The sequence below is a fragment of the Polaromonas sp. P5_D5 genome, assembly GCF_054049435.1.
On record NZ_JBFUMJ010000005.1, the window covers coordinates 41,901 to 63,371 of the forward strand.

Genomic DNA, 21,471 nt, shown 5'->3' on the forward strand with positions numbered 1-21,471 from the left:
CTTGTACCGGCGCGAATCACGCGCAATGGTGATGGGGAAGGCGCCAACCGCTGCCCCTTGAGATGACGCTATTTTTTACCCAGGTACTGGCGCACGGCGGAGGCTGAATTGCCGACAGCCTTGACGGCCTCGCGCAGCTGTTGCTCGGTGCAACCCAGGGTTTTGGTCCAGTCGCGAACTTCATAGTCCTGCCCCAGGGCGATGAACCTGCGGTCCACGCCGGTTTTAGTTGTGTCGTCTGCCATGACGCATCTCCTAGGGAAAAAACGAATGCTAGGACGAAATGTCTGGGGTACCCTGTAGGACAAAACCCGTCACGCAGGCAGTCCACTTTCTGACACCGGCTGACATCTCCAGCTCCAGGTGCACGCCATGTCACTTCCACCGGATTTCAAGCCTTCAGACTTTTCCATCGGCTCCATCAGCGACCGCCAGCTCGTGAACCTGGCCAAGCTGGCCGGCGTCATGACGGAAGGCGACGCGCTGACGCCGGAGCTGCAGGAGTTCACCCTGCTGATCATGGAAAAGTGCGCAGACATCGGCGACAAGTACAAAAGCCAGAAACACGGTCGCACAGCCGGCGACGAGATTCGCGCCCTGTTCGGGGTTTACTGATCACCCTGCGGGTGCCTGCCTTGGCCAGCTGCGGCGGCCCGCGCTGCCAGCCCCGTCGTCAATTTGCTACCAAATTAATAGCTGCTTGCGCTTATCCCTATTGGGCTGAAGGCCAGTTTTATGCATAAACCAGCCGTGGCTAGCCGCCGGCTTCCGTCGCCGGGTGCGCGCCCGGCACTGCAGCGCCCGTGCGAAGCAGCACGGCGCCCAGCAAGGCGGCGCAGGCCGCAAACACCGCACCGATGACAAACGCCAGCTGGTAGCCGCCGTTGAGCGCCACCACGGCATCGGCACCCGCGCCGGCCAGCGAACCGGTACGCGCCGCCGCCAGGCTGGCCAGCACCGCCAGCCCCAGCGCGCCGCCCATCATGAAAGAGGTATTGACCACACCCGAGGCAATGCCCGACTCGGCCGGGTCCACGTCGCTCATGGCGGCCAGCAACACCGGGTTGAAGGCCATGCCGGCCCCCAGCCCCAGCAGCAGCATGCCGGGCAACACGTCGAGCACAAAGGCGCCGCCCACCGGCGCACGCGCGAACAGGGCCAGGCCCAGGGCGGCCAGCAGCAGGCCGGCAGACAGCGGTGCGCGTATGCCGAAGCGCATGACGATTTTGGCCGACAGACCCAGCGAGAACGCGGCCATGATCAGGTTGGCGGGCAAAAAACCCAGGCCGACCTGCAGGGCGCTGTAGTCCAGCACCAGTTGCATATACAACGCCGAAATAAAGAACCAGGCAAACATGGCCGCGGCCCACAGTACGCCGACCACGTTGGCGGTGGCGACGTTGCGCAGGCGGAAAAGGCCCAGCGGCACCAGCGGCGTCGAGACCCTGGCCTCGATGGCCAGGAAGATCGCCATCAGCACCGCGGCAACGCCCAGCAAACCGAGCGTCTGGCCTGACAGCCACCCGGCTTCGTTGCCGTTGACGATGCCGTAGACCGCCAGCATCAGCGCGGTGGTGACGGTGACGGCGCCCCACACGTCAAGCCGCGCGCCGGTGGCCTGCCCCTTGCCGCCGGGCAGCAGGAACAGGCACAGCGCAAACACGGCGCCGCCTATGGGCAGGTTGACCAGAAAGATCCAGTGCCAGTTGAGCGAATCGGTCAGCACGCCGCCCAGCAGCACACCAATGCTGCCGCCGCCGGCACAGACAAAGCCGTAGACCCCCATGGCCTTGGCGCGCTCAGCCGGTTCGGTGAAGAGGTTCATGATGAGCGACAGCGAAATCGCCGACACCACCGCGCCGCCCAGGCCCTGCACCGCGCGGGCCACCACGAGCAGCACCTGCGAATTGGCCAGGCCGCAGGCCAGCGAGGCCACGGTGAACAGCGTGAGCCCCGCCAGGAACAGCCGGCGCTGACCGTACAGATCGCCCAGCCGGCCGCCCAGCAGCAAAAAGCCGCCGAAGGTCAGCATGTAGGCGTTCACCACCCAGACGAGCGAGGTTTCGGTAAAGCCGAGGTCTGTGCGGATGGACGGCAGCGCCACATTCACGATGGTGGTGTCGAGCACGATCATCAGCACACCCAGGCAGAGCACCACCAGTGCCCACCAGCGCTTTCGGGTTTCCATGTTGTGTGTCATCTGCAGTTTCTCCTCGGTTCAATGAAGGTTGATCGGTGTGATCAGCGGAATCAATTCATGAGGCTCGTCTGGTTCGCAAACCCGGATGCTATCAAATCAATAGCTGGTCGCGCGCGTTCATATTGTTCTGGAGATCATTTTTATGATGAACACGCCGCAGGAGCGGTGCGGGGTGCCCGTGTCCTACAAACGCAGCGGGATTTGGCGGATAGAAACCGGGAATTCGGCTGGCTAATTTAGCGGTCAGGAAACGGGAGCACCGCGGCCCTCCCGGCACCCTGGCACCCCACACAGGCCGCTGACCTTTCCCATGGAACTCCTCATGCTTTTGACCCCACCCTCCGGCCGGGCAACCCGCGCCGCCAGACTTGCGGGCCTCGCCGTGCTGGGCGGCGCCAGCCTTGTTGCGTTGCCGGCGCAGGCAGACCCTTCGCCCGCACTGGACCGCGCCAGCCTTTCCATCGGCGCCTTTCATGCAGACCCGACCTTCAACGCGGCAGTGGACACCCGTTTCGGCCGGCTGGATTCCGGCGACGTGAACCGCAGCAGTGTGACCATGCCGCGCATCAAGGCCGACGTGCTGCTGTTTGACAGCCAGGGGCTGTCGCTCGACTACTACCAGTTCAAGCGCGGCTACTCGGATTCGCTGGTCAGCAACACCAATGTGGGCAGCGGCACCGTGACCACCACGGGCACCGCCAACCTGGACGTGAAGCTGGACTTTGCCAAGCTGGCCTACAAGTGGTGGCTGGGTTCGGGCAACACCGTGCTGGGCCTGGGTGCAGGCGCTGCCTACTACCGCGCCAACCTGGACTTGCGCGCCACGGCTGCGGTGGGGGCCACCACCGGCGCCATCAACGAAAGCTACAGCGACGACGCCGTGGCGCCGCTGCTCGAGATCGGCGTGCGCCACGCCATCAGCCCTGACCTGCGACTGTTTGCGGATGCCTCCGGCGTGAAGAAAACCGGCGGCAGCGTACGCGGGGAGATTTATAACGCCGCGGTGGGTGTGGAATGGTTTCCCCTGAAGAATGTGGGCGTGGTGCTGGACTATGGCCTGACCGATATCGACCTGCACCGCGACAGCAGCAACGCCCGCTTTCGCGTCAAGCTCAAGGGTCCCTCGGCTTTCCTGAAAGTGCGCTTCTGAGGTTTCCAACACGGGCTGGCTCCGAGGCTGGTCAAGCGGCTGAACCGGTGCGGGCCTGCCGCAGCATGACAGCGGCCAGGATGGCCGTGCCCAGCACCAGTGCGGCGCTGATGCCGGCGGTGACCTGAAAGGCCTGGGCGTACGCATCGCGTGAAGTGCTGAGCAAGGCCGCACCGCTGGCGCCGGGCAATTCAGCCGCCACGGCCACCGCGCCGCCCAGCGTGCTGCGGGCTGCCTCTGCGGCTACGGCCGGCACACCGCTGAGCACAGTGCCCTCCATTGCATGGCGGTAGACCCCCGTCACCACGCTGCCCAGCACAGCAATGCCGAGTGCGCCGCCAAACTCCGAGCTGGTTTCTGAAATCGCCGCAGCCGCACCGGCGCGCTCGGGCGGCGCGGAGCCGACGATGAGGTCGGTACCCAAGGTCACGACCGGGGCCAGGCCCAGCGAAAAAATCACGCTGCCGGTGACCAGCGTGGCCAGGCCCGAGGCGCCACTCACCTGCGTGAGCACGCCAAAGCCCACAAACGCCAGCGCCAGCCCGCCCGTGACGGCCAGGCCGGCGCGGATGCGCCGCGCAATGACAGGTGCCAGCATGGAGCCCACCACAAAACCCAAGGCCGACGGCACGGACCACAGGCCGGCCTCCAGCGGCGACAGGCCAATCACCAGCTGCAAATACTGTGCGATGAAAAGAAAAGCGCCAAACGCGCCGAAAAAGCAGAAGGTGTTGATGGCCAGGGCCGCGCTGAATGCCGGCACACGAAACAAGGCCAGGTCAATCAGCGGGCTGGCCAGTGTGCGCTGCCTGCGCAGAAATGCCGCGCCAATCGCCAGCCCCGCGAGGATGCAGCCCGCGGCCAGCCAGCCCGGGCCGCCTTCCGCGATGCGCTTGAGGCCGTAGATGACGGCCAGCACGGCCGCCAGTGACTGCGCCGCACTCAGCAGATCCAGCCGGCCGGCATCGGGGTCGCGGTATTCGGGCAGTAGCACCGGGCCCAGCACCAGCAGCAGGACCATCACGGGCACGCTGACCAGGAACACTGAGCCCCACCAGAAATGCTCAAGCAGGACACCGCCCACCAGCGGGCCAATCGCGCCGCCTACCGAGTAGCTGGTGATCCAGACGCCAATGGCCACGGTGCGCTCGCCGGCGTCGAGGAACATGTTGCGTATCAGCGAAAGCGTGGAAGGTGCCAGCGTCGCCCCGGCAATGCCCAGCAGTGCGCGCGTGGCGATCAGCATTTCAGCCGTGGTGGAAAACGCGGCCAGCACCGACGCAGCGCCAAACGCGGCAGCCCCCATGAGCAGCAGCCTGCGCCGGCCAATGCGGTCGCCCAGCGTGCCCATGGTGATGAGCGAGCCGGCAATCATGAAGCCGTAAATGTCGACCATCCACAGCAGTTGCGCGCCCGTGGGTTTGAGGTCGGCGCTCAGGTGCGGCACCGCCAGGTTCATCACGGTGAGATCCATCGAATACAGGAGGCACGGCAACGCGATGACGGCCAGCCCGATCCAGTCGCGCCGCGTGGCTTTGGGCGACACCGTCATGCGGCGCCGGCCTCGGCGTGACAGCACGCGGCCGCGGGCTGGCTGGCCGGTGCGCCGTGGCCCGCGTGACCAGTGCCGTATTTGTCATGGTGACGCACCCAGGCCATGGGGAAAGGCAAGCCGCCTTCATCGCGCCCTTTGGGGGTGAGGTCCATATAGCTGTAGGCGCCCACCAGCGTGTCCGCCCCGCGGGCGTAGCTGGAATAGGTGTGAAAGATGTTGCCCTGGCCATCCTGGTAAAACACACTGACCCCGTGCAGCTCCTGCATGCTGGCGCCCTCGACATCGTTCATGCGGTAGTTGTAGTCAAACTTTCCGCTGGCCAGCTCTTCGGGCGTGAAGGAGACGTGATAGTCGTGGTTGAAGTCGTTGCCGAAGGACGACACCCACTTGAAGCGCCAGCCCATGCGCCGGCGGAACGCAGCCAGGTCGGGTTGCGGCGCGTGCGACACCACAGCCAGCGTGATGTCGCGCGCTGCCAGGTGCGGCAAGGCGCCGTCGATGTGGTCCGAAAGGAAGGAGCAACTGGGGCAGCCTTCCTTCCAGCCGGGACCGAACATGAAGTGATAGACCACGAGCTGGCTGCGCCCCTCGAACAAACCAGCAAGGGTTTCCTTGCCCGCGGGGCCGTCGAACACATAGGGCTTGTCGACCTTGAGCCAGGGCAAGCGGCGCCGCTCGGCGCTCACCAGATCCCGGTGGGCGGTGAGTTCTTTTTCACGGGCCAGCAACAGCTGGCGGGCGGCAAGCCATTCGTCTTTGGATACCACGGAGTGAAAAACGGCGTTGGCAGCGTTTGCGGGGGTTGAAGTCACGGCGGGCTCCCTGGATACGGTCAGTTCAGTGAAGGGTCGAGTTGCTGGAACGGTGGCCTATTGGTTCAGGATGTGAAGGATGTTGCCGTCCGGGTCCTTGAACCAGGCGCCTTTGAAGTCGCCCGCTACGTGCGCATCGCCCTGCCGCGTCATGCCGGGCATGTCGTAGTGCTCAAACACAACGCCTTTGGCCTTCAGCGCTTTCAGGATGTTGTCGAACTCGTCGCCCACACCCCAGGTGGCGGACGTGGCCTTGTTGGTTCCGGCGAAAGACGAGACATATACCACCACAGTGGCGGTGCCGCTCTGGTAGGTGAGCACGCTCTCCTCGGCGGTCTCAAGCGGGGTGAGGCCGAGTGTGCCTCCATAAAATTTCTTCGCCGCCGCAAGGTCCTTGACGGCGATGGTGGCCATGGCGTTTCGGTTGGCAAGCATGGTGCGTCTCTCCTGGGGTTGGGGCTGAACAGCGGTGGTGGTTTGGGGTGACTTTCAGGTCACAGCCGATGAAACAAACAGTTTGTCGAGCTTGAGGAAAGCGCCGGCCCAGCCCTCGTTGTGGCTGTCGCGTGCGGCCAGGTCGTAGAAGCGCTCATGCTTGAACATCAGCTCGGTGCCGGCCCCGGAAGGTTTGAGCGAGACCGTGACCCGCGACACGCGTTCCGGTGTGCTCTTCCAGCCCCAGTCAAACACCAGCTTGCGGTGTGGTTCGACTTCGAGGTAAGTGCCGCTCACGTCGTGTGTTTCCCCGCCCGGCACGCCGAACTGGATGTGGTAGCGGCCGCCCACACGCACATCCATGTCGGCAATAGTCACCACGCCGGCCGGGTCGGGGCCGAACCACTGCGCTAGTGCTTGCGGGTCGGTCCACGCGCGCCAGACTTTTTCGGGAGCGACGGGGTAGTGGCGGGTGATGTCGACGGACGGGCCGGCGGACGGTTTGCCTTGCGCTGTGCTTCTTTCCATGGCGGGTTCAACTCCTCTTGCTGGTAAAGGTAGCGGCCCAGCGCGTCAAGGCGCTCGGACCAGAATTTCTCGTAACGGGATAGCCACATGGCGGCCTCCTGCATGGGCTCGGGTGAAATCGCCAGGTTGACGACGCGGCCATCCTTGGCGCGGCTGACCAGGCCGGCGTCTTCCAGCACCCGCAGGTGCTTCATGAAACCGGGCAGGGACATGCCGTGCGGCTGGGCCAGCTCGCCGACGGACAGGTTGCCCTGTTCCAGGGCCTGCAACACCTTGCGCCGCGTCGGGTCTGCCAGTGCGGCAAATACGGCGCTCAGGGTCTCTTCTTGCGCATCATTTTTATACTTAACCATTTAGCTTAGTATTTGATAAGTAATGGGGCTTGTCAACCCGGTTGGCCCGGGAAATCTGTTTCTTTATGTACGCACGATTTGTGGACAGGCCGCCGGAGTGAAGCGCTTTTTTTTTGAGCGTGCAAATAAATGTGTCGGCTTGCACCTACCCTGTAAAGCGGCGAAACACCCTGCAAGTTGGCTGGCACTGAAACCTGAATTGACATCCAATCAGGGTATGAACCATTCACCTCATTCACCTTTCACGACCCCGTTCACGACCCCGATGATTTTGTCCAGCCCGCAACAAACCTTCCCTACGCCCGGCCGCCGTGTGGCAGTCCGCTACGTGGGTGCAGTGGCGCTGGCCCTGGCCGCAGCAGCCATGCTTTACACCCCACGTGGGCATGCGCAGGCTACAGACCCGGCCGCCGCTGCGTCGGCGCCTGCGGCCGGTGCATCGCAACCCTCCGCTGCCGCGGCTTCCCCCACTCCCAAATACGCGGCCAGAGACCTTGAGCGCGCGTTCAGTTTCATGGACAAGGACAACAACGGCAAAGTCAGCCGCGATGAGGCGTCCAACTTTCGCGGTGTCTCCAAACACTTTGACGAAGCCGACACCAACAAGGACAACATGCTGTCGCGCGAAGAATTTGAACGTGCCATGAACGGGCCGAAACCCCAGTAAACGACGCGCCGGCTTGCGCAAATGGTGATGCGGGAAATGGCTTGTGAAAGCTATTTTTTCCGGTAAACATACCAGGCCGCGAAGGCGGTGAAAACGCCAATGATCCCCACGATCACCATGAAGCCGTGGGGATGCTCGGCCAGGGGGATGCCGCCCACATTCATCCCCAGCAGGCCGGCAACAATGTTGATGGGCAGCGCCAGTACCGTGACCATCGTCAGGATGAAGACGCTGCGGTTGGTCTCCTCGCTGACCTGCGCGGCAATTTCCTCTTGCAGGAGCTTGATGCGCTCCTTCAGCTCGGACATGTCCCGGATGGTCAATGAGAATTCTTCCGTGGCCTGCCGAAGCTCCTCGAGGTCGTGCTCGCTGACCCATGGCGGCGGCAGCCGCAGCAGGCGGAAAAGCGCACCGGGCTCCGGCGCGAGCAGCCTTTGCAGCCGCACCAGCACACGCCGCAGCTTGCCCAGGTCAGCCCGGCGGTTGTGCAGCCGGCCGATCAGGAATTTGTCTTCCACCACATCCACCTGGACAGTGGCGTCACGCACGATGCGCACCAGCACATCGCCCTGCTCGCGCAGCAGCTGGTTCAGAAATGACACCGATGACGCCAGCGGCTTGCCGTTCTTGATGGCGTCACGCATGCGGTCGATGGAACGCAGGGGATGGGAGCGCGCGCTCAGCGCCATATGGGGCGCCACGTTCAGCCACAGGCTGGACATCTCAGCCGGGTCAAACGCGAATTCATACGCCACGTCGTTGACGACAGCAATCAGTGTGTCGTGCGCATCTTCTATGCGGGTGGATCTTGAACCCGCATGCAGAGCCTCGAAAAACTCGGGTACCGCGTGCAGATGCTTGCGGATGCTCGCCTCCGCCGCGGCGTCACTCAGGTTGAAGTGCAGCCAGACGAAATCTGATTTTCCCTTGGGGCTTTCGTCCTGCAGCCAGGCGGCCGCCTCCAGGAGATCTACCGGGATGCCGGGCGCGCCGTTTTCAAACCTGTAACCGCAGAGCAAGCCGGTTCTGTCGGCGCCGTAAGTGATGTCCATTCAGAAGTGGCGTGAAGTAGTCGAGAAATGGGGTGAATCGGACACGACAGGCACCGGCAGCCGGTATCCGGCGACCTGCCCCGGGCAGTGGCGGTCATACAGTGTGTTGCCTTTGCATGACGGTTCGGTGACAGCGGCGTGACCGCGTTCTTCAGGCGCCTGGCCGGGCGGTGCATGCCCGCAGCACGCCGGGTTGTCACTGAGCTCCAATGCGCCTCATAATTTCAGGACAGGCTGGCAGCACCTCAGGCCTCGCCTGGTTCCTTCACATCACCGACGGAGACGATATGGCCACCCACGAATTGTTTGCCTACCTTCATGTCAAAAATGCTGCAAAGGCCATGGCGTTTTACATCTCGGTTTTTGGTGCCACGGAAAAATTCCGGCTCACAGAACCCGATGGCCGCATCGGCCATGCCGAACTGGACTTTGACGGCGCCACGCTGATGGTGTCGGAAGAATTCCCGGAGTACGGCACCCGGGCGCCGGATGCCGGCGCGCCGGCCACCGTCACGCTGCATCTGCATGTGGACAACTGCGATGAGGTGATTGCGCGTGCGCTGAAAGCCGGCGCCACGCTGGAAATGGCGGCGCAAGACCAGTTTTATGGTGAGCGCTCGGGCAGCTTTCGCGATCCGGCAGGCTACCGCTGGAGTGTGGGGCACAGCATTGAAACCGTGTCGCCAGAGGAAATGCAGCGCCGCTATACCGCGTTGATGACCACGCCTTCTGCGTGAATTTGCTATGAAAAATATAGCTGCTTGCGCCCGCCAGTAAAGGCTACAGCCCGGATTTATTCACTAGCGCGCCAGGAACCCCGTAGCCTGCCGCGGACCCGGTACAGGTTCAGGCTTCGTCCGTCGGCGATCCCGCAGAATTGCTTTGCCCGAGCACGCGCCGCAAGGTTTCGAGGAGCTCGGTGTTGGAGGTTTTGGCCTTGACCAGCACGGCGGCTGCCCGTGTGGCCTGAAGCCTGTCCACCTCCAGCGCCGAGAAAATCACCACCGGCGGCGGACCGTCCATGGCCTCGACGTCCTTGAGCAAATCCCAGCCGGAGCCGCCCGGCAGGCTGAGGTCCAGCAGGATCAGGTCGAAGCGCTGTTCCTTCAGCCTGTCGCGTGCTTCCTGCACCGTGTCGGCAAAGACGAAGGTCGCAAACCCCTGGGCAATGGTCGCTGCGATGCGCTGGATGTCCGGATCGTCTTCAACATGCAGGATGACGGCGCGGGCTTCGACCGAACCGGCAATGGCGCGCCGCACGCCCAGCACGAGCATGTTCTCGTCGATGGGTTTTTCCAGCCAGTCCGATACGGTCAGGGACTGCTCGTTGAACTGGATCCGCCCCTCGGCCGCCGAGGCCGACACCACCACGATCGGCACGTCGCGTGTATGCAGCTGGGCGCGCAGCGCCCTGATCAGCGCAATGCCGTCCTGGTCGGGCAGCTTCAGGTCTATCGTGACGGCGGCATACCGCCTTTTTGCCAGCTCCGCGACGGCCTGCCTGGCTGTGTACACCATTTCGGTGTCAAAACCGCCCTTGTCGAGCATCATGCTGATCAGGCGGGAGATGTCCGGGTCGTCCTCGCAAATCAGGACACGCGGCCGCTGTTCGACCAGTGCCGAGAAACCGGAAGTACGCTCCGGCGAATCCACCCATTCGGGCAGTTCAAAGAAGAAGGTGGTGCCGACGCCGGCGTCGGTATTAAAACCGATGCTGCCGCCCAGGCGCTCGATGATGGCCCGTGAAATATTGAGGCCCAGACCCGTGCCGCCCTTTTGCCGTGTATCGGAGGAGTCGGCCTGGGAGAATTTCTGGAAGATACGGTTGCGGAATTCCTCCGGAATACCGGGCCCGTGATCCCGTACCTCGACGCGTATGCCCGTCTCGCTGCGTGCCACGTGAATGTCCACCGTGCCGCCTTCGGGGGAGAACTTCATCGCGTTGGACAGCAGGTTGGTCACCACCTGCGTCAGCCGGTCGCTGTCGACCCTGACCTGCAGGTCTTCATCGGGAAATTCGAGCTGCAGATGCACATTCTTCGCCGCGCCGTAGCCTTCGTTGGCGGCCAGCGCCTGCTCCAGCAAAGGCCTGAGTTCGATGGCCTGGAAATCCAGGGTCATCTTGCCGGACTCGATCTTCTCGATGTCCAGGATGTCATTGATCAGCCGGATCAGGCGCTCACAGTTGGTCTTCGCGATGCCCACCAGCGTCTTGACGGCGTCGGGCAGCTGGCCGGCAACACCACCGGAGATCAGGCCCAGCGAGCCCCGGATCGAGGTAAGCGGCGTGCGCAGCTCATGGCTGACGGTCGACACAAACTCACTCTTCATGCGGTCAATGCGCTTGAGTTCGGTAACGTCGTTGGCCAGCGTGTAGAAGCCGATCACCTTGCCTTCGTCGTCGCCGTCGCCGTAGCGCGGGAAATAATTGACCACGTAGTCGCGCATGCCACCGCGGGCGGTTTTTTGCGATCGCTCGTAGACCACCGGGTAGCCCTGCAGCACCTCTTCCACCCGGGGCTTGATCAGGGCGTACATCTCATCGCCCACGATGTCCCGGATGGTCTTGCCTTCGAGCTGCGCTTGCGTCATGCCGAAGACTTCCTCGTAGGCCCGGTTATGAAAGCACAGGCGCTGGTCGGCGTCAGCGTAAGTAATCCAGGCCGGCACGGTGTCGGTGATTTCGCGCAGCTGCGCTTCGCTGGTGCGCAGGGCCTCGGTGACACGACGGATTTCGGTGGTTTCGCGCCCCGTGCCGCGGTAGCCGGTGAATTTTCCGTTGGCGTCGAATTTGGGCACGCCGCTGATGCTGAAGTAGTGCAGCCGACCCTTGGAGTCGCGCCGGGTACTTTCAAGGTCGCGGAAAACCTCGTGCCGGGCTATCGTGGCCTTGTACTCGGCCAACGCACCGGCTTCGATGTTGATGTAGTCGAGCTCCCAGGCAGTCTTGCCATGGGCCGCTTTCGGGATGCCCGAGGTGCTTGGGGCTTCGCCGGGAACCTCGACGAAGCGGAAGTTTTCGTCCTGCTCCCAGAACCAGTCGGAGGCCAGCGAGGTGAGCGCGCGAAAGCGCTCCTCGCTTTCACGCAGAACCTGCTCGGTCTGCTTGCGCTCGGTGATGTCCTGGATTTGCGCGATGAATTGAAGCGGCTTTCTGTCCGCATCGCGCACGAGGGAGCAGCTCATGTAGCCCCAGACAGTGCGGCCGGACTTGTGGATGTAGCGCTTTTCGACGTGGAACGATTCGATTTCACCGGCCAATGCCCTGCGGCGCTGCTCCAGGTCCCAGGCAATGTCGTCGGGATGGGTCAGGTCATGGATGGTGCGCGACAGCATTTCCGCTTCTGAATACCCCAGCATCTGGCAAAAAGCGGTATTGACCTTCAGCCGGCGCGAGTCGATGCCGATCAGCGTCATCCCGATGGCCGCATGTTCAAATGCATTGCTGAATTGCTGGTCACTGACCGTGAAGACATCGTTGTCCGTGCTGATGGGGCCGGCCCCCTTGGGATTTACTTCTCCGGCGTCCTCGAACGCGCTTGCGCCGCCATCCGTCAGCGCGACGCCTGAATCGTCAAACACGTCCCCTTCAGCTGGCATGGCCCCGGCCTGCTCGCCTCCGAGCGTGAAATAAAAGGTACTGCCCTCACCCACCGCCGACTTGGCCCAGATTTTTCCGCCGTGACGGGTAATGATGCGTTTGACCGTGGCCAGCCCGATGCCGCTGCCGGCAAACTCTTCCGGTGAATGCAGCCGCTCAAAAGTGCCGAAGAGCTTGTCGGCATACGCCATGTCGAAGCCGGCGCCGTTGTCCCGCACAAAGTACACCACCTGGTCCTCAGGCCCGGCTTCTTTTCCGACCAGGATTTCGGTGTGCGGTTTTTTCGAGGTGAACTTCCAGGCATTGGCGATCAGGTTCTCCAGCACCTGACGCAGCAAGGCAACGTCCGCCCGGCCCCACAGGTTGGGCTCGACGGTAATCCGCACCCGCCGGTCTGGATCGTTTTCCGTCCATTGCTTGATGATCTTGGCCGCCTCGGTGCTGATGTCGACAGACTCCCAGTTCAGGCTGGTCCGCGACAACTGGGCCAGGGACAGCAAACCGTCGGTCAGCTCACCCATGCGGCGCACACTGCTGCGTATGCGGCCCATGAAGTGATGCGCGCGCTCCCCCGACTCAGGTGGAACCGCTTTTTCAAGCAGCGCACAAAATCCGTCGATGGTGCTCAACGGTGTCCGCAAGTCATGCGCCACAGAATATGAGAAGGCCTCGATCTCCCGGGTGGCGACTTCCAGCTGGGCGGTCCTGCGCAGCACGCGCTTTTCCAGGTTGACGTTGAGCCGGACGATTTCCTGCTCCGCCTGCCGGCGTTTGCTGATGTCGGTAATGGTGCTGACATACCCCGACGGAGCGCCGTTCCCGTCCACCAGGGGCTGCACGTTGATCAGGGCCCAGAACTCACTGCCGTCGGGCCTGCGATGGCACACCACACGGTTCAGTTGTGGCTGGCCGGTACGCACGGCGACAACACTGGGCCACTCTTCCCTGGGCATTGGCGTGCCGTCTTCGCGGAATCTTTGCCATTCCGGCTCGACCGAAGTCTGGCCTTTGAGCTGGGCCAGGGCCAGGCCGAGGATGCGCTCTGCACTGGCATTGCAATCAACGATATGCCCTTGGGCGTCCCGCAGGATCACACCTTCGGCCAGCGCACCCACAACCGCCCGGAAGCGGGCCTCGCCGACCCGCAGCGCCATCTCCACTTCCTTGCGCGACGTGATGTCGGCGCCCACACCCCGATAACCCGCAAAGGTTCCTTCGTCGCCAAACACCGGTTCCCCGCTGACGCTGCGGTAAACGACGCTGCCATCTTCCTTGGTCAGCCGGTATTCAAAATTGCGGAACGGCAAATGCGCCTGTAACACCGCCTTGTGCTCGTCCCATGTACCGACAAGCGGCGCAGCATTGGGGAGGTCCCATCGGCATTGCCCCTCTCCAATGACCTGGGTTCCCAGGGAGAAGCGTTGCGGATCATTGGAGACAAAGACGTTGCGAAAATTTGTATCCTGTTCCCAGTACCAGTCGGACGAAAGACCGGTGAGGCTGCGAAAGCGCTCTTCGCTGCGACGCAGTTTGGCCTCGGCCTCAAGCCGCGCGGTAATGTCGGTGCCCACGCCGTGATAGCCGGTGAAGCGGCCGTTGGCATCCACCATGGGCTCCCCGCTGATACACAAGGTCACACGCCTGCCGTCTTTTTCTTCGCGTTCGTATTCAAAGTTGCGGAAGACTTCGTGGCGTTCCAGCAGGGCCCGGTGGTTGGCCCAGAGCTCCTTGTTGACCGGGCTGTGGTCGATCTCCCAGCGTGTCTTGCCAAGATGCTCATTGATCGCGCGCTTCGCTTCGTCCGTGTTGCCACCGGACAACTTGGTGAACCGGAATTTTTCATCCGTCTCCCAATACCAGTCGGACGAAAGGCTGGTCAGGCTGCGGAATTGGCGCTCGCTGCTGCGCAGGCGCGCTTCGTCGGCCAGCTGCTGGGTGATGTCTTCAGCGATGACCAGGACATGCGTCACCGCACCGCTGGAATCCTTCAGCGGGACCTTGCGCATGTGGACATGAATAGCGCCCCTGTGTCTTGTGTAGGTAAGCCGGTCAGGGAACTCCTGCTTCTCGCCTGAAGCAATCAGGCTCAGATCCGCCGCGTACATATTGTGAGCATGGGCCTTTGGCCAGAGATCATGAACCGTGCGGCCCAGCGCTTCTGCGCTGGTGACACCGTACAGCTCTTCTGCGGCCCGGTTCCAGGCCAGGAAGCGGTGGTCCGTGGCGGATTTCAGGTGAAGAGCGACCGGGAGGTTCTCAACGATGTCATCGAGCAGGCGGGCGACCTTGCGTTCTTTTTCTTCAGCACGCCTGCTCGCCGTGACATCGCGTGTGATGCCCCGGTACCCCACGAACTCCTGATGTTTGTTGAACACCGGCACACCGCTGATGGAAAAATAATGCGCGACGCCGTCGTCCAGAACGCGGATGTATTCGAAATCGCGGAAGGGCTTGCGTGCAGCCAGCACGGCGCGGTGGTCTTCCCATGACATGGTGACCGGCAGGGCGCCAGGCAGTTCCCAGCGGCATTTGCCGACGGAACTGTCGAGATCCTCATCTTGTGACTTGTTGCTGTACTCGGCAGTGAAGTCGGTAAAACGATACTCCGCGTCCTGCTCCCAGTACCAGTCCGCCGAGATGGTGGCCAGGCTGCGCAGCCCGCTGATGTCGTCCTTCAGCGCCTGGACCAGGCGCTGCTGTTCCACGATTTCAAGCTTCAGCGCATCATTGGCGGCCGCCAGCGCAAGCGCTTCGGCCTGTATGCGCTGCTGGGACTGCTCTGCCGTCTCGTCGCGTTTCATCGCGGCACCTGACCTGTAACCGTGCCGGGCCGACGCGGCAGGGGCACGGGCGCCCCCATCAGGCCAGGCTCACGGTGGACTGCGGTGAATGCGCTTGGCAAACTGGGGTTCATCCGCCGGTGGTGACTTTCTTTGCAAAGGTGCGCGGCTCCATCAAGACCCGCTTTCCGTAGCTGCCGCCCTGCAAGTGTGTAATGCTGCATTTAATTGCACTATAGGACAACACCCTGATTTCTTTTGGCCGTGCCTTCGATTAGATTGGCCTGGTTTTTGCATACTTAAGACCTCCTATGACGGCAGTTAATAGGTCCTCGGAATTACATGAATTGCCGGTTCGGTATTTGGCAATTATTACCACCACTCCACTCAGGCAGTCTGGGGGTATTCCAGCGCCAGCCCGGCCGCCTGCCAGGCATCAATCCCGCCGTGCAACGGCCTGACATTGCTGAACCCGGCCGCCATCAGGCGCTTGGCCACCAGGGCTGCAGAAGCATCGTTGGGACAAGCGCAATAAACGACCACGGCGACATCGTGCGGGATGTCAAGCGATGCCCGGGTTCGGTCCAGGTCCGACCAGACCAGCGCGCCGGGAATGATGCCGCCGCCGGCGCGCGCCAGTTCCGTGCGCACGTCCAGGATGACGGCAGGCTTGTTCTGCTGTGTGAGCTGCAGCAGCTCCTGCGGTGAAATGCGGGCCATGCGCAGCTGCCGGTAAAAGCGCTGCCGCTGCCACCATTTGTGCGCCAGGAAGAGCGCAAACGCAGCCAGCAGCACCATCAGCCCGATGCGTCCCATCTGCTCGAAAATGGCCAGCACGTCGGCCACCGCGTCATGAAAAATCATGCCGATCCCCACACCGGCACCGGCGTAAAGCGTTGCACCCAGCGCATCAAAAACCAGAAAGCGGCCGAAGGGAATGCCGGTGCGTCCGGCCAGCGCTGTGGCGAGCGAAGCAAACCCGGGAATGAACTTTGCCAGGATGAGCGACTTGACACCCCAGCGCGTGAAGATGGATTCGGTTTGCCGCACGCAGGAGTCGGGCGACAGCGAAATGCGGCACAGCGTTTTCAGCACACGGCTGCCGTAGCGGTGGCCGGCCCAGTACCAGACGCTGTCCGCGGCCAGGCAAGCCAGCACGGCGGTGAAGATAAGGCCTGCTGCGGAGTATTGGCCGTTAAAGCTCAACGCGCCGGTGAGGATCAGCACCGGATAGGCCGGAATCGGCAAGCCGAGCTGTTCCAGCCCGACATTCAGGAAAACGGCGGCGAGCCCGTAGTGCTCGAGCCACACAATGATCTGTTCCATGGAGTCGCGTTACTTTCTGCGGGGGTCGTTGCGGGCTGCAAAGCCGTTCAGCTCCGCTTTTGTTGCCCATTGATGCAATGTAGACGGCTACAGCGCAGCAGTAAATGGTGGCCCGGTGAATGTTCTTTTTCCATGGGGAGAACAATTCGGGCAATTCGGGTTATTTGGGCTGATTTTGGGAGGCGGCGCCCGGCGCCTGCGCTACCATGAACCCTTCCCCTGTTCATGTGACTCAGAGAGCGACTACCGATTGAAATACCTTGTGGCTGTCCGGGCCCTGTGCGAGTTCACCGCCAAGCATGGCGACCTGGACCTGCGCTTTACGCCATCACCTTCCGCACAGGAAGGCATGGCCGGGCACGCCATGGTGGCGTCGCGCCGTGCAGAGTCTTCAGAGTCCTATCAGGCCGAAGTCAGCCTGGAGGGCGAGTACAAGACCCTGAAGGTGCGCGGCCGTGCCGATGGCTACGACCCTGAACGCAACCAGCTTGAAGAGGTCAAGACTTTCCGGGGCGACCTGCACGCCATGGCCGACAACCGCCGGCACCTGCACTGGGCACAGCTGAAGATTTACGGCTGGCTGCTTTGCGAAGCCAAAAAGCTGCAGGACGTCAACCTGACACTGGTGTACCTTGACGTGGCCAGCACGCAGGAAACACCGCTGACCGAACATTTTTCCGCCGCGTCGCTCAAGGAATACTTTGAAACGCAGTGCGAGCGCTTTCTGGCCTGGGCCAACCAGGAACTGGCACACCGCCAGGCGCGTGATGCTGCGCTGGCCACGCTGGCATTTCCGCACCCTGCATTCAGGCCGGGTCAGCGTGAACTGGCCGAAGCGGTTTACAAGACAGCCCAGGCCGGCACCTGCCTGATGGCACAGGCGCCCACGGGCATCGGCAAAACCATTGGCACGGTGTTTCCGCTGCTCAAGGCTGTGCCGAAAAAGCAACTCGACAAGCTGTTTTTCCTGGCGGCCAAAACGCCGGGCCGCAGGCTGGCGCTCGATGCGCTGGACCGCATCAAAGGCAGCACGGCGGCCCTGCCGCTACGCGTGCTGGAGCTGGTGGCGCGTGACAAGGCGTGTGAACACCCGGACAAGGCCTGCCACGGCGACGCCTGTCCGCTGGCCAAGGGCTTTTACGACCGGCTACCCCAGGCGCGCAGCGCTGCGGTGCAGCATGCCGCCGCACAAGGCCCGCTCGATAAAGCAGCACTGCGTGAACTGGCGCTGGCCCATCATGTGTGCCCTTACTACCTGAGCCAGGAACTGGTCACCTGGGCAGACGTGGTGGTGGGCGACTACAACTATTACTTCGACACCAGCGCGCTGCTGCACGGCCAGGCCGTGGGCAACCAGTGGCGCGTAGGCGTGCTGGTGGACGAAGCGCACAACCTGGTGGAGCGCGCGCGCAAGATGTACTCAGCCACGCTGAGTCAGGCGCAGCTGCAACAGGTGCACGCTACCGCGCCCCGCGCCGTTCGCGGCGCACTGGAGCGGCTCAACCGCAGCCTGCTGGAATTGCAGGAGGCGCAGCAGGCGCGGGGCGAGGCCTACCAGGTCCATCCCGAGCTACCCGTACCTTTTCTGAAAACCCTGGCGCAGGCGCTGACCCAGATCACCGACTTCCTGCTGGCCAACCCGACCCGCATGGACGGCGAACTGCAGGATTTTTATTTCGAGGCACTGCACTTTTCGCGTATGGCTGAAGACTTTGGCGAACACTCGCTGTTTGACGTGACGCTGCAGCAGGAAGCCGGCCGCGACGCGCTGGGCCAGGTACTCGGCCAGCAGCTCGCGGTGCTCAACATCCGCAACGTGGTGCCTGCGCCCTTCCTGGCGCCGCGTTTTGCCGCCGCGCAGTCGACGGCACTCTTCTCCGCCACGCTGAGCCCGCAAAACTACTACGCCGACACGCTGGGCCTGCCGGCCGGCACGGTCTGGACAGAGGTGGAGTCGCCCTTCCTGGCCGAGCAATTGCAGGTCTCGGTGGTAAGCGACGTCTCCACACGCTTTCAACACCGTGACGATTCGCTTTCGCCCATCGTCGACCTGATGGCTCGGCAGTATGAGGGCCGGCCCGGCAATTACCTGACGTTCCTTAGCAGCTATGACTACCTGCAAAAGCTGGTCACGCTGTTCCGGCGGCGCTACCCGCATATTCCCGTGTGGGAACAGACGCGCGGCATGGAAGAAGCCGCGCGCGACGCCTTTTTGGCACGCTTCACGCCAGCCTCGCAAGGCATCGGCTTTGCGGTGCTGGGCGGCTCGTTCGCCGAAGGCATAGACCTGCCGGGCGACCGGCTGATAGGCGCGTTCATCGCCACACTGGGTTTGCCGCAGGTCAATGCAGTGAACGAGCAGATCCGCGAACGCATGGGCATCAACTTCGGCGCGGCCCAGAGCTACGACTACACCTATCTCTATCCCGGCCTGCAGAAAGTCGTGCAGGCGGCCGGACGGGTCATACGCACCACCTCGGACCGCGGCGTGGTCTATCTCATGGACGACCGCTTCACCCGGCCCGAAGTACAAAGCCTGCTGCCGGGCTGGTGGAAGGTGGCGCGGCTACGCGCCAGGCGGCGGGAACCGGCCGCGGCGTTGTCGGAGCCCCACCCACTGAATCACTAAAGCAAAAGCCCGCGTCCGCGGGCTTTTGCCTGCACGGCCATGAAGGCCGCTCACCATGCGGGGCCTAAAACACGCCCAGCAGCATGAGGATAAGAACCACACTAAGGGGGACACCCAGTAACCAGGCAATGAGAGGCATTTGATTCTCCTGAAAGTTGTCAAATTGAAGACAACTTCAATGTAGATTGCGTCCGGGGGCGGCCATGCCAGCCTGAAGGCTTGCTGCAAGTAAGGAATCGCTGACGCGCGTGTAGTTGTGCGGCTCGGCCGCCTGAAGTCCAGCAGGGAAACACCCGGAACTCAAGGAAAATCGGCCTGCAGGTCAATCGGGACGGGCGCAAGAAGCTCCGAAAATGATAGCAACCCTACCACCTCAATCAGCAAGGAATACGGTCCGCCATTTTGGCGGTTGCCACAACTCACAGGCCAGGTGCCAGCAGCATCCACGCGCGCAGAGGCGTCAGCGAAGCTGTTTATAAGGATTTAGCGCTGGCTGAATTGCAGCGCGCCCAGCATGCGCTGCACGGGCTGGGTTTCAGGCAGGACATACACCACGCCATGGCTTTTTCCCAGCACGGGATTCACGACGGTTTCGTAGAAATTGACGGGCACTACGACACATCCCAGCGAAATGCGGTTGTCGTCAGGTGTTTCAGAAGCCAGCCGCTCGGCGCGGCGTTCTGCCGGAGCCGCAGGGCGAAGACGGTGGATTGCCAGCTTGGCCGTGTAGTCGATCCACACAATAGCCTCGCCGTGAAGGTTGTGGCCGGGTTCGGAAACAAACCGGCCTGCCGGCGTGGTGCGTTCGTCTGCGCGCAGGCTGGCAACGTTGCGCTGCTCCATGCCCGGCACCGTGTGGTCGCCGGCTGTCAGGCCGGTCAATGCCGGCGATGCACCGCGCAATTGCCCCGTGGCGTCAAACACAAAAATGCGCCCACCCTTTTTATCGACCACCACAAATGGCAGGCCCTGGTTATCGCGCGCGTTCATGATCCAGCGCAGGGCGTAGCGTGCATCGGCCGATGCCGCGACCAGTGTCATGTCGGCGGAACTGCCGGCGCCCGGCACCGCCATCACGGGTTCCGGGCCGCGTACCAAGGGCGGATCTACGGGAATGGCAGATGCCCACAGAGGGATCGCAGCGAGAAAGGCAAGGGCCGCCGTGCAGACGGTTTTTGCGCGCAGTGCCTTTCCTTTGAACAACATCCTGATCCTGGGTTGAATTCATTGCCATGTGCGGAGCACATGAAAAAGCCGGCCTCGAACCTTTGGGGTAGGAGCCCGGCTGTGGTTGCACCATGTTAGCGATGCAAGCAAATGTTCACAACGGAAAAACCCTGAAATCCTCTGGATTTTTGCTATGCTTTTAATAGCAATAAATCGTTTGCCGTATTGTCATTCATGCTTTTTTTGCATCCAGATTTAGCTACTCAGGAATTTGGTAACAGCGGCCACATGCGGGCATTTTTCGCATTGAAGATGCGAGCGCGCAACAGTACGCAGGGGGTTGTTACAACTCACTCTTCGCGAGAGGTGATCGAAGGAGCGAACAGGCGGGTGTCAGGCGGCGGGGCGAAGCCCCTGTTTTGCGGCAAGCGCATGGGCGGCAGGAAAAACCTCAGCCAGTGGTTTGATTTCCGGCAAAACGTAAATCACGCCATAGCTCGCATTGAACGCGGGCTTGAGTACATCTTCGAAAAATGCCACCGGCATGTTGATGCACCCGTAGGAAATACGGTTGTCCTCGGTACCGGGAGACGCAAGCCTTTCCAGCCGGCGCTCTTTGGGCTCCAGTGTTCGCACGCGGTGCATGGAAACAGCTGCTTCGTAATCCACCCAGACAACATCTTCGCCCAAGGTGTTGCGGCCAGGCTCCCCCATAAACCGGCCCGCCGGTGTGGTGCGTTCGTGGGGCTGCACCTGCGCAATGGGCCGCCCGCCGATACCGGTCACGGAATCATCGCCGACCGCCGCACCGATCAGCACGGGCGTGGCGCTGCGCAACTTGCCGGAGGGTTCGAAAACAAAAACCTTGGTATTTATCTTGTCGAGGATGACAAAGAAAAGCCTGCGGTTGTCCCCCGAGGCAACCACCCAATTGGCAACCTGCCGCGCCTCATCCGACGCAGGCTCTTCACCAAAATCGGCAAAGCGCAAAGACGGCGCCAGCTGCAAGGCGCTGGAAGGGATGGGGTTCAGGGCCGGAGAAGAAACCGGACGGGCATGAAAAAGCGGCAATGTCAGGACAAGCAGTGCCGAGCCCAGCAAGATGCCTTGCTTGATGCCGTCAAGAACGTCTGCGCGGCTGGTGCCGGGCCCATCGCCGGCCGAGGGCGTGGGCGACGCAAACATGTTCATGAAAATACGACGCATGGCCTGCGCT

General features: G+C 62.4%; 17 protein-coding genes. 5 read left to right on the forward strand and 12 right to left on the reverse strand.

Features of this window, described 5'->3' with window-relative positions; genetic code table 11:
• Positions 1-68 precede the first annotated feature (68 nt).
• Complete coding sequence (locus ACXJKE_RS18795) at positions 69-245, reverse strand: DUF3606 domain-containing protein (protein ID WP_457282123.1); 177 nt, start codon at positions 243-245, stop codon at positions 69-71.
• Between the two features lie 127 nt (positions 246-372).
• Between ACXJKE_RS18795 and ACXJKE_RS18800 the strand changes: the two genes are divergently transcribed.
• Entirely contained in the window at positions 373-615 is a 243-nt protein-coding gene (locus tag ACXJKE_RS18800; RefSeq protein ID WP_457282124.1) for a hypothetical protein, read from the forward strand.
• A gap of 139 nt (positions 616-754) precedes the next feature.
• Here the strand turns inward: ACXJKE_RS18800 and ACXJKE_RS18805 are convergent, their stop codons facing one another.
• Positions 755-2,200, reverse strand: a complete 1,446-nt coding sequence (locus ACXJKE_RS18805) for a DHA2 family efflux MFS transporter permease subunit (RefSeq protein ID WP_457282125.1) — start codon at positions 2,198-2,200, stop codon at positions 755-757.
• Positions 2,201-2,522: 322 nt separating this feature from the next.
• On the opposite strand from ACXJKE_RS18805, the gene ACXJKE_RS18810 reads away from it, so the two are divergent.
• On the forward strand, positions 2,523-3,350 hold the full coding sequence (locus tag ACXJKE_RS18810) for a hypothetical protein (RefSeq protein ID WP_457282126.1): 828 nt from the start codon (positions 2,523-2,525) through the stop codon (positions 3,348-3,350).
• A gap of 31 nt (positions 3,351-3,381) precedes the next feature.
• Here the strand turns inward: ACXJKE_RS18810 and ACXJKE_RS18815 are convergent, their stop codons facing one another.
• From ACXJKE_RS18815 to ACXJKE_RS18835, 5 genes are read right to left on the reverse strand one after another with little or no spacing between them, the layout of a single operon-like run.
• Positions 3,382-4,902 carry an MFS transporter gene (locus ACXJKE_RS18815; protein WP_457282271.1) on the reverse strand — a complete coding sequence of 507 codons (1,521 nt, stop codon included), beginning with the start codon at positions 4,900-4,902 and terminating at the stop codon, positions 3,382-3,384.
• Entirely contained in the window at positions 4,899-5,717 is an 819-nt protein-coding gene (locus tag ACXJKE_RS18820; RefSeq protein ID WP_457282127.1) for a DUF899 domain-containing protein, read from the reverse strand. The genes ACXJKE_RS18815 and ACXJKE_RS18820 overlap by 4 nt, the downstream gene beginning before the upstream one ends.
• A gap of 57 nt (positions 5,718-5,774) precedes the next feature.
• Positions 5,775-6,152 carry a VOC family protein gene (locus ACXJKE_RS18825; protein WP_457282128.1) on the reverse strand — a complete coding sequence of 126 codons (378 nt, stop codon included), beginning with the start codon at positions 6,150-6,152 and terminating at the stop codon, positions 5,775-5,777.
• 54 nt (positions 6,153-6,206) lie between these two features.
• Complete coding sequence (locus tag ACXJKE_RS18830; RefSeq protein WP_457282129.1) at positions 6,207-6,680, reverse strand: SRPBCC family protein; 474 nt, start codon at positions 6,678-6,680, stop codon at positions 6,207-6,209.
• Entirely contained in the window at positions 6,563-7,033 is a 471-nt protein-coding gene (locus ACXJKE_RS18835; RefSeq protein WP_457282130.1) for an ArsR/SmtB family transcription factor, read from the reverse strand. Before ACXJKE_RS18835 ends, ACXJKE_RS18830 begins: the two co-directional genes overlap by 118 nt.
• A gap of 265 nt (positions 7,034-7,298) precedes the next feature.
• Here ACXJKE_RS18835 and ACXJKE_RS18840 point away from each other — a divergent pair, with 265 nt between their 5' ends.
• On the forward strand, positions 7,299-7,700 hold the full coding sequence (locus ACXJKE_RS18840) for an EF-hand domain-containing protein (protein WP_457282131.1): 402 nt from the start codon (positions 7,299-7,301) through the stop codon (positions 7,698-7,700).
• Positions 7,701-7,750: 50 nt separating this feature from the next.
• On the opposite strand, the gene ACXJKE_RS18845 is transcribed toward ACXJKE_RS18840, so the two are convergent.
• The gene (locus ACXJKE_RS18845; protein WP_457282132.1) at positions 7,751-8,752 is read right to left on the reverse strand and encodes a transporter; all 1,002 of its coding nucleotides are present in this window, start codon (positions 8,750-8,752) and stop codon (positions 7,751-7,753) included.
• 287 nt (positions 8,753-9,039) lie between these two features.
• Between ACXJKE_RS18845 and ACXJKE_RS18850 the strand changes: the two genes are divergently transcribed.
• The gene (locus ACXJKE_RS18850; protein ID WP_457282133.1) at positions 9,040-9,489 is read left to right on the forward strand and encodes a VOC family protein; all 450 of its coding nucleotides are present in this window, start codon (positions 9,040-9,042) and stop codon (positions 9,487-9,489) included.
• A 109-nt stretch (positions 9,490-9,598) separates the two neighbouring features.
• Here the strand turns inward: ACXJKE_RS18850 and ACXJKE_RS18855 are convergent, their stop codons facing one another.
• Both ACXJKE_RS18855 and ACXJKE_RS18860 read right to left on the reverse strand, forming a co-directional pair.
• Entirely contained in the window at positions 9,599-15,154 is a 5,556-nt protein-coding gene (locus tag ACXJKE_RS18855) for a PAS domain S-box protein (protein WP_457282134.1), read from the reverse strand.
• Positions 15,155-15,520: 366 nt separating this feature from the next.
• Entirely contained in the window at positions 15,521-16,459 is a 939-nt protein-coding gene (locus tag ACXJKE_RS18860) for a DedA family protein/thiosulfate sulfurtransferase GlpE (protein WP_457282135.1), read from the reverse strand.
• Between the two features lie 250 nt (positions 16,460-16,709).
• On the opposite strand from ACXJKE_RS18860, the gene ACXJKE_RS18865 reads away from it, so the two are divergent.
• Positions 16,710-19,088, forward strand: coding sequence for an ATP-dependent DNA helicase (locus tag ACXJKE_RS18865; RefSeq protein ID WP_457282136.1), 2,379 nt, complete (start codon positions 16,710-16,712; stop codon positions 19,086-19,088).
• Between the two features lie 483 nt (positions 19,089-19,571).
• On the opposite strand, the gene ACXJKE_RS18870 is transcribed toward ACXJKE_RS18865, so the two are convergent.
• Complete coding sequence (locus tag ACXJKE_RS18870) at positions 19,572-20,294, reverse strand: hypothetical protein (protein WP_457282137.1); 723 nt, start codon at positions 20,292-20,294, stop codon at positions 19,572-19,574.
• 354 nt (positions 20,295-20,648) lie between these two features.
• Positions 20,649-21,461 (reverse strand): hypothetical protein, encoded by an 813-nt coding sequence (locus ACXJKE_RS18875; protein ID WP_457282138.1) that lies wholly within the window; start codon positions 21,459-21,461, stop codon positions 20,649-20,651.
• Between the last annotated feature and the right edge of the window lie 10 nt (positions 21,462-21,471).

Excerpts from the sequence above, each read along its gene's own strand:
- ACXJKE_RS18830 (WP_457282129.1), bottom strand. The coding sequence starts at position 6,680 with ATGGAAAGAAGCACAGCGCAAGGCAAACCGTCCGCCGGCCCGTCCGTC.
- ACXJKE_RS18810 (WP_457282126.1), top strand. The coding sequence starts at position 2,523 with ATGCTTTTGACCCCACCCTCCGGCCGGGCAACCCGCGCCGCCAGACTT.
- ACXJKE_RS18850 (WP_457282133.1), top strand. The coding sequence starts at position 9,040 with ATGGCCACCCACGAATTGTTTGCCTACCTTCATGTCAAAAATGCTGCA.
- ACXJKE_RS18795 (WP_457282123.1), bottom strand. The coding sequence starts at position 245 with ATGGCAGACGACACAACTAAAACCGGCGTGGACCGCAGGTTCATCGCC.
- ACXJKE_RS18840 (WP_457282131.1), top strand. The coding sequence starts at position 7,299 with ATGATTTTGTCCAGCCCGCAACAAACCTTCCCTACGCCCGGCCGCCGT.
- ACXJKE_RS18800 (WP_457282124.1), top strand. The coding sequence starts at position 373 with ATGTCACTTCCACCGGATTTCAAGCCTTCAGACTTTTCCATCGGCTCC.
- ACXJKE_RS18825 (WP_457282128.1), bottom strand. The coding sequence starts at position 6,152 with ATGCTTGCCAACCGAAACGCCATGGCCACCATCGCCGTCAAGGACCTT.
- ACXJKE_RS18845 (WP_457282132.1), bottom strand. The coding sequence starts at position 8,752 with ATGGACATCACTTACGGCGCCGACAGAACCGGCTTGCTCTGCGGTTAC.
- ACXJKE_RS18855 (WP_457282134.1), bottom strand. The coding sequence starts at position 15,154 with ATGAAACGCGACGAGACGGCAGAGCAGTCCCAGCAGCGCATACAGGCC.
- ACXJKE_RS18805 (WP_457282125.1), bottom strand. The coding sequence starts at position 2,200 with ATGACACACAACATGGAAACCCGAAAGCGCTGGTGGGCACTGGTGGTG.
- ACXJKE_RS18875 (WP_457282138.1), bottom strand. The coding sequence starts at position 21,461 with ATGCGTCGTATTTTCATGAACATGTTTGCGTCGCCCACGCCCTCGGCC.
- ACXJKE_RS18860 (WP_457282135.1), bottom strand. The coding sequence starts at position 16,459 with ATGGAACAGATCATTGTGTGGCTCGAGCACTACGGGCTCGCCGCCGTT.
- ACXJKE_RS18870 (WP_457282137.1), bottom strand. The coding sequence starts at position 20,294 with ATGTTGTTCAAAGGAAAGGCACTGCGCGCAAAAACCGTCTGCACGGCG.
- ACXJKE_RS18835 (WP_457282130.1), bottom strand. The coding sequence starts at position 7,033 with ATGGTTAAGTATAAAAATGATGCGCAAGAAGAGACCCTGAGCGCCGTA.
- ACXJKE_RS18815 (WP_457282271.1), bottom strand. The coding sequence starts at position 4,902 with ATGACGGTGTCGCCCAAAGCCACGCGGCGCGACTGGATCGGGCTGGCC.